Genomic DNA, 12,806 nt, shown 5'->3' with positions numbered 1-12,806 from the left:
CCGTCGACGGTGATGAAGCCCCGTGCGTCGGTGTCGATTCCGGCGTACTTCAGGTCGAGATCGGCGGTGTTGGGACGACGGCCCACGCCGACGAGTACGACGTCGGCCTGGATTTTCCGAGTCGTCGCGCCGTCGACGTCGACCGTCAGCGCCTCGCCACTCTGCTCGATGCCGGTGACGGTGCATCCGGTCAGCACGCTGACGCCGCGTGTGGTGAACGCACGGCCCAGTGCGGCGCCGATCTCCTTGTCCTCCGACGGGACCAGGCGATCCTGCATCTCCACGATCGTCACGTCCGCGCCGAAGGTGGCGAACAGCCCCGCCCATTCGGCGCCGACCGCGCTGCCGCCGATGACGACGAGCCGCTCGGGCACCTCGGACAATCCGAACGCGCCGTCGGAGGTGATCACGCCCGGCAACTCGGCGCCCGGAACGGGCAGGTGCGCGGGCACGGACCCGGTAGCGACGATCATGTCGGTGGCCGTCACCGTGCGGCTCGCGGTGCCGGCCGGGGCGGCGCCGTAGCGGGGCCCGTCGGCGAAGACCGGCGAGGGACCGGGCTCGAATATCTCCACGGTGGTCGGTCCCGTGAAGCGGGCATGGCCCTCGATCACGGTGACGCCGTTGGCCTTCAGTAGCCCCGCCACGCCGCCGGTCAGCTCCGCGACGATGCTGTCCTTGCGCCGGCGGACGGCGGCGAAGTCGAAGCGAACGTTGTCGGCGTTGACCCCGAAATCGGCTGCTGTGCTGAGTGTTTCGAATACCTCCGCCGAGCGCAGCATGGCCTTGGTGGGTATGCACCCCCAGTTCAGGCACACCCCGCCGGGGCGTTCCTTTTCCACCACGGCGACGTGCAGGCCGCGCTGGGCGGCGCGGATCGCCGCGACATACCCGCCCGGCCCGCCGCCGATGATCAAGAGATCGAATTCCGGCACTTGTGGTGCTCCTCGTCCTGAATCGTTTGACCCGAATCCGGTTGCGGTGTGGGTCATCAGGTGTGGAGTCTTATCCGTGCGCCGACGCCCGACAATTCCCGGCAAGCCCAGGAATTGCGGCTCGGGATTGGGCGCTGCGCCCAATTCCGCTCGCGGCTGCTCGGCGCCGAGGGCTCAGCCGGCCGGGCGTTCGAGCAGTTCGCGGGCGGTGAGCGCGAGGGAGAGTTCGAGTTGGTGGCGGGGGCCCTCCAGCGGCCGCCCGAGCAGTGTCGTGGCGCGCTGAAGCCGGTTGATGACCGTGTTGCGGTGGCAGTGCAGCAGCGGTGCGGCATGAGCTGCCGAGCAGTTCTGGGCCAGCCACACCGTCAGCGTGTGCAGCAGGATGTCGCGCTCCTTCGCGGGCAACGCCAGGATCGGGCCCAGTGATCGCTGCACCAATCGCTGCGCCAGATCGGGCGCGCGCACCAGCAGGGCTTCCGGGTAGTTATCGTCCAGGCGGGTGAGAGTGGCGTCGCGACCTCGCGGCGCGGTATCCAGTGCGAGCGTGGCGAGTGTGTGGGCGACGTCGATCTCGGCCAACCCCTCGACCGCCGGAGAAAGCCCCGCGCGCCCGAGAACCAGCGGTTCCAGCACCTCCGCCGCCTGCTGCGGGGAATGCTGTTCGAGCGCGACGATGCCGACCGTGTGATCGCCGCGATCGTGGCGGACCGAGCGAATCCCCATGGCCGCCAACGCGCTTTCGGTCCCCGGCCGCAGCGGCTGCGGTTCACCGCGAGCCACGAGCACCAGGTAGTCGCCGCCGGCGGGGATGTCGAGTTCGCGTGCCGCGTGCGCGGCGAAGACGGCATCGCGGCCGCGCCCGGAGAGGACGTCTTCGATCAGAGCGTGGCGGCGGCGTTCGTCGCGTCGAACGCGATCGAGTTCGGCGCCGCGATAGGAGGTCACCAGCGCCGAGGACATCCCGTCGACCACCGCCCACATGGCAGTCCCGATTTCGCGGAAATCGGCAGGTGACATCGCTCCGCCGCGATCCATCAGGGCTTCCCACACGATGCGCCCGCCCAGGCGGAAGGTGCGCTGCATGGCCTCGAGCGGAACGCCCTGCGCGGCGCGCTGCCGGCCGATCGCGGCGGCCACATCGTCTCGTTCGGCGCCGGCCCCTTTCGCCGCGAGCAGTTCCAGCACCCGTGTCAGGAACCGCCGGCATCCGTCCCGCAGATCCGCTCGGCTCACCGCCGAATAGTCCGTCCACTCCGGATCGTCGGTGAACACGGCCGCCATGAGCCGGGCGGTGAGCTGGTCGATGTCGCTCCCGCACGCCCTCGCCAACTCCGCGGAGTCGGGCAGGGGTTCCGGGGTTGCTACGGGCGCCACGTCGGTCACAGTACGTCCAGCGTGGGCGCGCAGACGCAACCGGCCGGTCGCCCGATGGCCTCGACCTGCGCACTGTTACCGGGTGGCTGTCGGACGACCTACGCGGCGCGGTGCTGGGACCGGGCCGGAACGCCTATCGGTTCGGCTTCTCGGATTCGGACGTGATCGCCGCGCTGTGGTCGCGGAGGGCGCCGACTATGGCGGTCAGGACGCGATGGGTGGCTTGCAGGTCGGCGTCCGGCAGGCCGGCGAGTGCGGTCCGGGTGCGCATGCCGATCGGGGTGAAGAAGCCTGCGGCCACGCTCATGCCGTGATCGCTGTAGTGCAGCAGCACCCGGCGTTTGTCGGTGTCGTCGGGTTCGCGTTCGATATGGCCCGACTCGATCATGCGCTCGATCAGGTAGGTGATCGCGCCGGGAGAGACGCCCAGCAGCGTTCCGAGCCTTCCGGCGGTGAGCGGCGTTCCTTCCGCGTCGGCGGTGGCGATATGCATGAGCGCGCGGAAGTCGTTGGGGCGCAATTCGTTCGAATGTGCGAAGAGATGCGAGATCCGATCCGAGACGGCGGTGAGCGCGCGGATGTCGCGGGCGATCGCCGTCTCGAGTTCGCCGCGATCGGTGGGTGACGCATCGATCGAACTCTCGGTCACCTCTGTCTCCCTTCTCGTTCCTGCGCGCAGTGCACACAGCGTATCGGCTCGGAGCCCGACCCTTTGCAAATTATTTCAGTTTCTGAAATAGTTTGCGCATGGGCGGATGGGATCGATATGCGCAGATCGTCTCCGGGCGTAAAGGGTGGCTCGTCCTGGTAGCCATGGTGGTCGCCGCCGTCGCGGTGCTCGGCTTGTCCGGTGGCGGCGAATCGGGTGGCTCGGCGCCGAATTCGCTGCCCGACGACGCCGAATCCGCGCAGGTACAGCGTTTGTTGCGGCAGTTCCCCGGTGGGGATTCGGCGGCAGCGGTCCTGATCGTCACGCGCGCCGACGGGGCAGTCCTCACCCCGGAAGATCGAGCGCAGGCCGATGCGGCCCTGACCCGGATACGTTCCGGTGCGAGCGGGCCGGGGATCGTGATGTCGCCGGACCAGCGCGCCGCACTCGGCCAGACGCCGATCCCGGCCGAGCTGAACGGCTTCGCCTTGACCGACCGGATCGACGAGTTGCGCACGGCCGCGCGTGCGGACGCACCCGCCGACCTGCAGGTGCGCATCACCGGCGGCCCGGCCTTCGGCGCGGATATCGCCGATTCCTTCTCCGGCGCCAACACTCTGCTGCTCGCGGTCACCGCCGCCGTGGTGATGGTGCTGCTGATAGCGACCTATCGCTCGCCGGTGCTGTGGCTGATTCCGCTGTCGGTGGTGGCGGTCGCCGACCGGGTCGCATCGGCGGCGGGTAATGCCCTCGCCCAGGTGAGCGGTCTGACGTTCGACGGTTCGACCGCGGGAATCACCAGCGTCCTGGTCTTCGGGGCCGGCACGAATTATGCGTTGCTGCTGGTGTCGCGCTACCGCGACGAGTTGTATCGGACCGAGGACCATCGGGCGGCGCTGCGGATCGCCGTTCGGCGAGCCGGGCCCGCGGTGCTCGCCAGCAATCTGACGGTTGTGCTGGCCCTGCTGATACTGCTGCTCGCGTTGCTGCCCAACACTCGCGGACTGGGCGCCTTCGGGGCGGTGGGGCTTCTGATCGCGGCGGTCTTCGTCCTCGTCGCGCTGCCTCCGGCGCTGGCGCTGTGCGGTCGAAAGGTGTTCTGGCCGTTCGTTCCTCGTGTCGACGGCCATGACACCGCGACCTCCGGCGCCTGGCACACCGTCGCGGAGAAGGTAGTACGGCGGCCCGGCGTGGTGGCCGGCGTCTTTCTGCTCGTCGCGGCCGCATGTGCTGCCGCGCTTCCGTTCGCCCATGTCGGGCTCGCACAGTCCGAGCAGTTCCGCGTGCAGGCGGAATCGGTCGACGGCCTGCGTGCGGTGAGCGAGCATTTCTCCTCCGGCGCAAGCGATCCAGCGGTCGTGCTGGCGCGCACCGACGCCGCGCCGGCCGTGCAGTCGGCCCTCGACAGCACTCCCGGCGTCGTGCGCGCGATACCGACCGGCGTCTCGGACAACGGGTTGACGCGCTGGTCGGTGATCCTGGACGCGCCACCCGCCTCCGAGGCGGCATTCGCCGGTGTCAGTCGCCTTCGCACCGCACTGTCCTCGGTGCCCGGCGCCGAGGCGCTGGTCGGCGGCTCCGATGCCGTCGCCCTGGACACCCGGGACGCGGCCCGGCGCGATCAGCTCGTGATCATGCCGCTCGTTCTGGTGGTCGTCCTGCTGGTACTTCTGGTGCTGTTGCGGGCAGTGCCGGCCGCGCTCCTGCTGGTCGCGGTCACCGTGCTCAGCGCCCTGGCCGCACTGGGCATCGGAAGCCTGCTCAGCACCTACGTGTTCGGCTTTCCGGCATTGGACACCAACGTGCCGCTGTTCGCCTTCCTGTTCCTGGTGGCGCTGGGCGTCGACTACACGATCTTCCTGGTCACCCGTGCCCGTGAGGAGACACCGGGCCACGGCGTGACCGGCGGCATCGTCCGCGCGGTCGGCTCCACGGGCGGGGTGATCACCAGCGCCGGAATCGTGCTGGCCGCGGTGTTCGCTGTCCTCGGCGTCCTGCCACTGATCACTCTGACCCAGCTGGGCATCGTGGTCGGCGTCGGAATCCTGCTCGACACCTTCGTCATTCGAACCCTGGTGATACCCGCGTTGTTCGCGCTGATCGGTCCGGGAATCTGGTGGCCGGGGCGCTGGATCCGAGAGGCGCCGGCCGATTCCGGACCGTCGGCGCCGTCGGTCGCCGCGAGCGCGTCGACGGCGGAACAGAGCCGCTGAACGGGGCTCTACGGCATGCCGCCGTCGGAGCGGAGGATCGATCCGGTGGTGTAACTGGAGGCGTCGGAGGCGAGAAACAGTGCGGCTCCGACGATTTCGCTGGGCCGGCCGATGCGTTGGAGGGCGTGGGCGGCGAACGGGTTGTCGTCCGGGGCGAGGTCGTCGAGATCCCATCCGGCCGTGGCATCGGTGCGGTAGGGCCCTGCCATCAGGGTGTTGACTCGGACGGCCGGGCCGAATGCCAGGGCCAAACCCTCGGTCATGGCATTGAGTCCCGCCTTGGCGGCGGCATAGGGCACGATCGACGGGCGCGGCCGGATGGAACCGGTGGAGCTGACGTTGACGATGGATCCGCGGCCCGCCGCGACCATGCGCTCGCCGACGAGTGCCGACAATCGAAACGGCCCTTTGAGATTCAGGGCGATGATGGCGTCGAACAGTTTCTCGCTCACCGAGGGCAGATCGTCGTACACCGGTTGCATTCCGGCATTGTTGATGAGGACATCGACCCGGCCGAACCGGTCGTAGCAGGCGTCGACCAGCCCGTCGAGTTGATCCCAGCGACCGATGTGCACGCCGTAGGGCATGGCGGCGCGGCCGGTCTTCTCCGCGATCTCCCCGGCGGTCGCCACGCAGTTGTCGTAGTTGCGACTGGCGATGATCACGTCGGCACCGCAGTGCGCGGCGGCGAAGGCCATCTCTCGTCCCAGCCCGCGGCTGCCGCCGGTGACCAGAACCACCTTGCCGGTCAGATCGAACAGTTCGTCGGCATATCCCATGGCGTCACCGCGACAGCCACAGATCGGCGGGCGCGCAGGGCAATCCCACCTCTTTCAACGTCGAGATACCGGCGGGCGCTCGGGCGACGTCGAAAACGGAATTCACCGCGGGCATCGCGGTCATGGTGTCCCACTCGTGATTTCCCCAGCTGTCCGGTGGGACGAATCTGATCCGGGTCCGCACCTCGGGCTCTCCGTCGATGACGATGTGGTAGTGGTCGTCGTCGAATTCCCAGCTCTCATTGAGCTTGTCGGTGAGGTACCACGCGACGTTCGAGCGAACGACGGATTTCTCGCCGACCTTTCCGGCCCATCCGCCACGCACCGCGGCGATGGTGTCCTTCTCGATGCGGATCCATCCCAGATCGACCGTTTCGGCGGCAGTCGCGTACTCGATGGCGAAGTCCATATCGTCGAATTCGTAGCCGAGGGCTACGCCCATGCGCTGGACGGAATCGCGGAACGTACTCATCCACAGTTTCGCGATCTCGATCAGTTCCGGGGTGGCCTCGGGACGTGAAATACCCAGGGCCTGCCACGTTTCCGCGGATTCGTAGACGGAGACATCGGCCGATTCGGAGATCGAAATCGACCGGACGTCACGGCACACCGCGGTCAACGCGGTGGTCACGGCGTTGATCCAGCCCGGATTGATGCCTGTGATGTGCAGCGAGCTGTTCCCGCGTTCGCAGGCGGCGGCAAGCTTCTGCTCCGTCTCGCCCCGAATCCCGCCGACGTTGAGAAACAAGTTGGTGCTGATGACGTCGAGGCCGCTTTCGAGCAGCCGCGTCGCATGGTCGAGGTCGGCCATGAACGGCGTATAGAGGACGGTATCAGCGTCCAGCGCGAGCAGCGCATCGATATCGGCGGTGGCGAGCACCCCCGTTTCCGGCCGGCCGCACAGCCTGCCCGCATCCACCCCGACCTTGTCGTCGGAATAGGCGTAGACACCGGCCAACTCGAGCCGCGGATCGTCGAGAATCCCGCGCAGACTGAGCTTTCCGACCTTCCCGGTGGTCCATTGAATGACGCGCACGTGATCGACCTTTCGAGCTGCCGGTGGTGTCGGCGAGAATGAGAATGTTATTCTCTTCTACGAAAATTATCATTACGCGTGCGGTGGGACAAGGCCCCTCGGGCTCTTGCCGAGCTGTCCGGGCGCGGAGTTCTGCTGCCGCGCCGGCCGGCGGGTGACGCCGATCAGCCTCGTTGCGGCTACACCTCCGCCGGGTGGGCGCCGGTCAGCTCTTTCAGCGCGGACCGGAGGTCGTCGACGATATCGGCGGTGTCCGGGGCGGGTACGTGCTGCCAGCCGGGGCCCGCCAGCAGGACGCGCGTGCCGCGGTCGGCGCAGGTGCGCACGGCCGAGAGGAGCGCGGTCGATTCCTGCTGTGACCACAGCACCGCTACCGAGCTCGACGCGCTGCGATCGAGGGCATCGCCCAGGGCTGGAGTGGGGACGTTGGGGCCCAGCATATTGGCCGGGACGTCGAGTTCGGCGAGTGCGGCGCGCAGGACCTCGAGTGGCAGGCAGTGGGCTTCGCCGCTGGTGCAGGCGAGCAGTACGGGGGACGCGGACGCGTCGGCCGGGGGCGGGACCGCGCGGTGCAGTGCGGCCGTAATGCACCAGGACAGAAGGTGTTCGACGTCGATGCATCCGATGCCCGCTCCTTGCCGCTGGACGATCTCGGCGAAGGCCGGGCGGCACAGCCGGTCCCAGGTGTCGGCCACGCCGAACGCGCGAATGTGGGCGAAGAGCAACGCCTGCAGTGTGGTCGGGTCGGAGGCGAAGGCGGCCTCGAGAAGTGATGCGTGGTCTCCGGCGACCGGCAGTGGCACGCGCACGGACTCGGCCGCTCGCGCCGGGCTCGATCCGCCTCGGACGAGTACGACCATGCGCTCGAGCCGGGCGATATCGGCTTCGGAGTACAGGCGGTGGCGACCGCGCCGATGCTGGGAGGGGCCGATGCCGTAGCGCTGATTCCAACTGCGCAGCGTCGCGGTCGGAATGCCGATGCGTTCCGCGACGGTACGTACCGAGAATCCGGCTGCGTCGTTGTCGGGGGGCAAGGCATCGGACATGACGATCATTCTGCCTTTCACGGGCATGGGCGCCGCAAGGTCGCAGTGCTGCGGTGCCCGCGCGGTAGTGGACGGCGGTAGTGGACGGCGGTAGGGGACGGCGGTAGGGGACGGCGGTAGGGGACGGCGGTGGGGGACGACTACGGAGCGGCGTGGGGACGACACTCCCATTATGCATCGATTCCGCATCGATTGCTGTAGGATCGGCAGTGTTGTCGAACCCATGCTCATCGAACAGAGGAGTCGCAGGTGCTCGAACATCGCTCGCAGGTAGACCGCCCCGGAGGTATCGACGGGAAGGTGGTGAGAATGCTGGCCGGTGGTGCCCGTCGGCTGGTCCTCTTCGCTGCGACAGCGATGCGCCCGGCTCGGCTGGCCGGTGTCGTCGTCCTGGCGGCGGTCGTGTTCGGTGGCGTCGCGGCACCGGCGGGGGCGAGTCCGACGCCCGCGGCGGGACCGGCTCCCGTTCCCTCGCTCGATCTGAACCGTTACGTCGGAACGTGGTATCAGCTCGCCGCGGTTCCTCAGTTTTTCAATCTCGTCTGCGCTCGCGATACGCGCGCCGAGTACGCCGCCCTTCCGAACGGTGATGTGTCCGTTCACAATTCGTGCACCACGTGGTCGGGTGCGCCCAACGACATTCAGGGTGCGGCGCGCGTGGTCGATCCGGTGACCGGGGCACAGTTGCGCGTCGCGTTCCCCGGGGTGCCGACACAGGAAAGCCTGGACGGCCCGCCCAACTACATCGTGACCGCGCTCGGGCCGGACTACTCCTGGGCTCTCGTCACCGACCCCTTCCGGATCTCCGGATTCGTGCTGTCTCGCACGCCCGCACTGGACGCGGACCAGTGGAATCAGATCGTCGCGGCGATCGTCGCCGCCGGTGAGCAGCCGTGCCTGTACCTGACCTCGCCGGTGACCGGCGGGCGAGACGACATCACCCCGCTGTGCCGGATCTGAGCTCGGCTCGATGCGACCTACCAGCCATGGCGAGTCCGGTGAGTGGAGGTGAGTGGCGATGGGTGTGGCGATAGCTTTGTTCACCCGTGACCTGCGGGTGCACGACAATCCGATGCTGACCGCGGCGCAGCGTGCCGGCGATGCGGTGGTCCCGCTGTTCGTCCTCGACGAATCGTTGGTCACCGGCTCGGAGGCCGCGCCCAACCGGGTGCGATTCCTCGCCGCCGCGCTGGACGAGCTCGACGGCGAATTGCGAGCGCGCGGCGGGCATCTCGTGCTGCGGCGCGGCAAGGTCGTCGACGAGGTGGAGCGGATCGTCGCCCAGTCACAGGCGGAGTCGGTGCATCTCGCCGCCGAGGTCAGCCACTACGGCAAGCGCCGCGAATCGGCTCTGCGCGACAGGCTCGAATCTCACGGTTGCCGCGTGCAGACGCACCCCGCGACGGTGACCAGCGTGGACATCGATGCGATCGAGCCGAGCACCGGACGCGATCATTTCGCGGTGTTCACGCCGTACTTCCGGCGCTGGGAAACCGCTCGCCACCGCAGTCCGCTGCCACCGCCGAAAGATCTCACCGTGCCGTCGTTGGACGGGAAACAACCCGACCTCGACAAGCTCCGCGCCGCGCGGGCTTCGCCCAACCTGCGGGTCGGAGGCGAGACGACGGGGCGAAAGATGTTGCGCCGCTGGCTGTCCGATGCGGTCACCGCGTACGCGGATACCAACGACGATCTCGCGGCCGACGCCACCTCGCATCTCTCGCCGTATCTGCACTTCGGATGCCTGTCCGCCGCGGAGGTGGTGTCGCGCCTGGACCTGTCGGATCCGGGTGCGCACAGTTTCGCCCGGCAGTTGGCCTGGCGCGATTTTCATCATCAGGTACTGGCGGCCCGGCCCGCGGCGGCATGGTCCGATTACCGCCCGGGGCCGGTCGAGGTCCGCAAGGACGAGCAGGCGTTCGAGGCGTGGACGCACGGTCGCACCGGTTTCCCGATCGTCGACGCGCCGATGCGCCAACTTCGTGACGAAGGGTGGATGCCGGGCCGCGCGCGGCTGATCACCGCATCGTTCCTGGCCAAGACGCTACGGTTGGATTGGCGGATCGGCGCGGCCCATTTCCGGTACTGGCTGGTCGACGGTGATGTGGCGAACAACCAGATGAACTGGCAATGGGTCGCGGGCACCGGAACCGACACCCGACCCAATCGCACACTCAATCCGCTGCGGCAAGCGAACCGCTTCGACCCCGAGGGTGCGTACGTACGGCGCTGGTTGCCCGAACTCGCCCACCTGTCCGGTGCGGCGGTGCACCGGCCGTGGCGCGAGGACGTCGATGACGCGACCTATCCGGCGCCGATTGTGGAAGTACCCGGCATGTAGTCGATTCGGTGATCAGGAGACGGTATGCGATGTGTGGTGTTCGGTGCGACCGGCTACATCGGCGGCCGCCTGGTGCCCGAGCTACTGGCCGCGGGGCATGAGGTGCGGGTGCTGGCCCGCACACCCGCCAAACTCGACGACGCCGCGTGGCGCGACAGCGTGGAAGTCCTGCGCGGTGACGTGCTCAGCGCCGAGGACGTGGCCGCGGTTTGCGCCGACGCGGATGTGCTCTACTACCTGGTGCATTCGCTGACGCGAACGGATTTCGACGAGGTCGACCGCCGCGCGGCGACACTGGTGGCAGAGCAGGCCGCCCGAGCGGGGGTACGCCGGATCGTGTACCTGGGCGGCATCGTGCCGCCCGGCCAGCGACTGTCGCGTCACCTGTCCTCCCGCGCCGAGGTCGGTCGCATCCTGCTCGCGGGATCGGTTCCGGCGATTGCGATGCAGGCCGCCGTGATCATCGGATCCGGTTCGGCCAGTTTCGAAATGCTGCGCTATCTCACCGAACGGCTCCCGGTGATGGTCACGCCGCGATGGGTCCGCAACCGCATCCAGCCGATCGCGGTGCGCGATGTGCTGTACTACCTGACGCGGGCGGCCGAACTGCCGCCGGATGTGCGCGGTGCTTTCGACATCGGCGGTCCGGATGTGCTCACCTACGAACAGATGATGCGCGATTACGCGGAAGTGGCGCGGCTGCCGCGGCGCGTGATCGTCCCGGTCCCGGTTCTCACACCGTGGCTCTCGGCACAATGGGTCAATCTCGTGACCCCGGTGCCCAAGGCGATCGCGGTGCCGCTGATGGAATCGCTGGTCAACGACGTGGTCTGCGAAGATCACGCGATCGCCGAGCACATCCCCGATCCGGCGCGGGGATTGATCGACTACCGCACGGCGGTCGAATTGGCGTTGACGCGTATCCGCGACCTCGAAGTCCCCACCCGCTGGTCGGATGCCGATCAGCTCGGTAGTGAACCGTCGTCCCCGCTGCCCACCGATCCCGCGTGGTCGGGCGGTTCCCTCTACGTCGATGTGCGAGAACGCCACACCCGAGCCGATCCGGCGACGCTGTGGTCGGTGATCGAATCCATCGGTGGCGAATACGGCTGGTATTCGTTTCCGCTGGCGTGGTCGTTGCGCGGCTGGATCGATCGACTGGCCGGCGGCGTCGGTTTGCGGCGGGGCAGGCGAGATCCGCATCGGCTGCACGCCGGCGAGGCGCTGGACTGGTGGCGTGTGGAACGCATCGAACGACCGCACACTCTGGTGTTGCGCGCGGAGATGCGGGTGCCCGGGAGGGCATGGCTGGAGCTGAGCGTGGACACGGACGCGCGCGGCACGGTCTACCGGCAGCGGGCCGTATTCGACCCGCACGGTCTGGCCGGTCATCTGTACTGGAAGGCCATCGTTCCCTTCCATGCGCTCATCTTCGGCGGGATGACCCGCAACATCACGGGCGCGGCCGAAGAGGCTGCGGCGCAGCCGGTTTCATAGCCCCGGCTGCGCCTGCCTGGACCGGAGCGCGCGGGCGAGACCGCGGCTGCCCACCGCGGCACGCCGTGGGATACCGACGCGGGCACGATGAACGAAGATGTCGAAATCCAGACTCTCGATGCGATCCAGAATTTCCGAATAGAGGGTGAGCGCGGTGGTGACGCACGGCCGCGACCGTGGCGCGAGCAAGGCGATACCGGCGCGGGCGTAGTCGTAGATGTCGCGAGTGTGCGCATGCTGGGCGACCAGAGCGCGCCGGACGCGCGGGTCGGTGCGGCGGTGCGCCTGACACCACAGCAGCAGGTCACGGTCGACGCCGTAGGCGGCCAGTTCGTCTGCCGGCAGATACACCCGGTCTCGGACCAGGTCCTCGTCCACGTCGCGCAGAAAGTTGGTCAGCTGGAAGGCTTTTCCGAGCGCGGCGGCGTAGGGAGCGGCCTCGTCCACCGGGCACACCGTGCCCAGCACCGGCAAGACCTGTAATCCGATGACTTCGGCGGAACCGTAGACGTAGCGGTCCAGCGCACGCCGATCCGGATAGTCGGTGACGGTGAGATCCATGCGCATCGACTCCAGGAACGAGTCGAACAGCGCCGGAGCGATGCGGTAGGAGTGCGCCGTGTGCAGTACGGCCGGGAGGACGGCGTCGGCGTCGGCGTCCTCGCTGGTGAACTGCGCGGCCAGCGCGTCCAGTCGTGCCGCTCGCTCGGTGACCGGACGGCTCGGGTCGATGTCGTCGAGGATGTCGTCGGCGCGGCGGGCGAAGCCGTAGAGCGCGTGGATCGCCGGACGCTGGTCGGGGGCGAGTAACCGGGTGGCGAGGAAGAAGGTCTTGCCGTGGCTGGCGTTGAGCGTCCGGCAGGCGCGATAGGACTGCTGCAGTTGGGTATCGGCGCGGCCGTTGTCGAGAAAGGCGATGGGGGACATGAGTTTCCG

General features: G+C 68.3%; 11 protein-coding genes. 4 read left to right on the top strand and 7 right to left on the bottom strand.

Annotation, left to right across the window (positions count from 1 at the left end; translation table 11 throughout):
- The 3 genes from ACPCUW_RS23175 to ACPCUW_RS23165 form a co-directional block, all read right to left on the bottom strand.
- Positions 1-935, bottom strand: a 935-nt coding sequence (locus tag ACPCUW_RS23175; RefSeq protein WP_423427067.1) for a dihydrolipoyl dehydrogenase family protein, incomplete at its 3' end; no start/stop codon positions are given.
- A gap of 174 nt (positions 936-1,109) precedes the next feature.
- On the bottom strand, positions 1,110-2,309 hold the full coding sequence (locus ACPCUW_RS23170; protein WP_423427065.1) for a PucR family transcriptional regulator: 1,200 nt from the start codon (positions 2,307-2,309) through the stop codon (positions 1,110-1,112).
- A gap of 133 nt (positions 2,310-2,442) precedes the next feature.
- Complete coding sequence (locus ACPCUW_RS23165) at positions 2,443-2,958, bottom strand: MarR family winged helix-turn-helix transcriptional regulator (protein WP_423427064.1); 516 nt, start codon at positions 2,956-2,958, stop codon at positions 2,443-2,445.
- A 98-nt stretch (positions 2,959-3,056) separates the two neighbouring features.
- Between ACPCUW_RS23165 and ACPCUW_RS23160 the strand changes: the two genes are divergently transcribed.
- The gene (locus ACPCUW_RS23160) at positions 3,057-5,171 is read left to right on the top strand and encodes an MMPL family transporter (RefSeq protein WP_423427062.1); all 2,115 of its coding nucleotides are present in this window, start codon (positions 3,057-3,059) and stop codon (positions 5,169-5,171) included.
- Positions 5,172-5,179: 8 nt separating this feature from the next.
- Here ACPCUW_RS23160 and ACPCUW_RS23155 read toward each other — a convergent pair whose 3' ends face one another.
- The 3 genes from ACPCUW_RS23155 to ACPCUW_RS23145 all read right to left on the bottom strand — a co-directional run bounded on the left by ACPCUW_RS23155 (position 5,180) and on the right by ACPCUW_RS23145 (position 8,032).
- Positions 5,180-5,950: an SDR family NAD(P)-dependent oxidoreductase gene (locus tag ACPCUW_RS23155; RefSeq protein ID WP_423427061.1), complete on the bottom strand. Its 771-nt coding sequence runs from the start codon at positions 5,948-5,950 to the stop codon at positions 5,180-5,182.
- A 4-nt stretch (positions 5,951-5,954) separates the two neighbouring features.
- The gene (locus tag ACPCUW_RS23150; protein WP_423427059.1) at positions 5,955-6,986 is read right to left on the bottom strand and encodes a hypothetical protein; all 1,032 of its coding nucleotides are present in this window, start codon (positions 6,984-6,986) and stop codon (positions 5,955-5,957) included.
- Between the two features lie 179 nt (positions 6,987-7,165).
- On the bottom strand, positions 7,166-8,032 hold the full coding sequence (locus ACPCUW_RS23145) for a MerR family transcriptional regulator (protein WP_423427057.1): 867 nt from the start codon (positions 8,030-8,032) through the stop codon (positions 7,166-7,168).
- Between the two features lie 249 nt (positions 8,033-8,281).
- Here ACPCUW_RS23145 and ACPCUW_RS23140 point away from each other — a divergent pair, with 249 nt between their 5' ends.
- The 3 genes from ACPCUW_RS23140 to ACPCUW_RS23130 are packed head-to-tail and all read left to right on the top strand — an operon-like array spanning position 8,282 to position 11,870.
- The gene (locus ACPCUW_RS23140) at positions 8,282-8,992 is read left to right on the top strand and encodes a lipocalin family protein (RefSeq protein WP_423427056.1); all 711 of its coding nucleotides are present in this window, start codon (positions 8,282-8,284) and stop codon (positions 8,990-8,992) included.
- Positions 8,993-9,050: 58 nt separating this feature from the next.
- Positions 9,051-10,373: a cryptochrome/photolyase family protein gene (locus ACPCUW_RS23135; protein WP_064902398.1), complete on the top strand. Its 1,323-nt coding sequence runs from the start codon at positions 9,051-9,053 to the stop codon at positions 10,371-10,373.
- Between the two features lie 24 nt (positions 10,374-10,397).
- Positions 10,398-11,870, top strand: coding sequence for an SDR family oxidoreductase (locus ACPCUW_RS23130; protein WP_423427054.1), 1,473 nt, complete (start codon positions 10,398-10,400; stop codon positions 11,868-11,870).
- Here the strand turns inward: ACPCUW_RS23130 and ACPCUW_RS23125 are convergent.
- Positions 11,865-12,797, bottom strand: a complete 933-nt coding sequence (locus ACPCUW_RS23125) for a phytoene/squalene synthase family protein (RefSeq protein ID WP_423427052.1) — start codon at positions 12,795-12,797, stop codon at positions 11,865-11,867. The genes ACPCUW_RS23130 and ACPCUW_RS23125 overlap by 6 nt on opposite strands.
- Between the last annotated feature and the right edge of the window lie 9 nt (positions 12,798-12,806).

Origin of the sequence: Nocardia sp. AB354 (assembly GCF_049538315.1) — a bacterium.
GTDB classification, from domain to species: domain Bacteria; phylum Actinomycetota; class Actinomycetes; order Mycobacteriales; family Mycobacteriaceae; genus Nocardia; species Nocardia nova.
This window is presented reverse-complemented; position numbering and strand designations above follow the sequence as displayed.

What these genes read in the sequence shown, in the direction of transcription:
- ACPCUW_RS23145 (WP_423427057.1), bottom strand. Translation starts at nt 8,032, where the DNA reads ATGTCCGATGCCTTGCCCCCCGACAACGACGCAGCCGGATTCTCGGTA.
- ACPCUW_RS23130 (WP_423427054.1), top strand. Translation starts at nt 10,398, where the DNA reads ATGCGATGTGTGGTGTTCGGTGCGACCGGCTACATCGGCGGCCGCCTG.
- ACPCUW_RS23135 (WP_064902398.1), top strand. Translation starts at nt 9,051, where the DNA reads ATGGGTGTGGCGATAGCTTTGTTCACCCGTGACCTGCGGGTGCACGAC.
- ACPCUW_RS23160 (WP_423427062.1), top strand. Translation starts at nt 3,057, where the DNA reads ATGGGCGGATGGGATCGATATGCGCAGATCGTCTCCGGGCGTAAAGGG.
- ACPCUW_RS23155 (WP_423427061.1), bottom strand. Translation starts at nt 5,950, where the DNA reads ATGGGATATGCCGACGAACTGTTCGATCTGACCGGCAAGGTGGTTCTG.
- ACPCUW_RS23125 (WP_423427052.1), bottom strand. Translation starts at nt 12,797, where the DNA reads ATGTCCCCCATCGCCTTTCTCGACAACGGCCGCGCCGATACCCAACTG.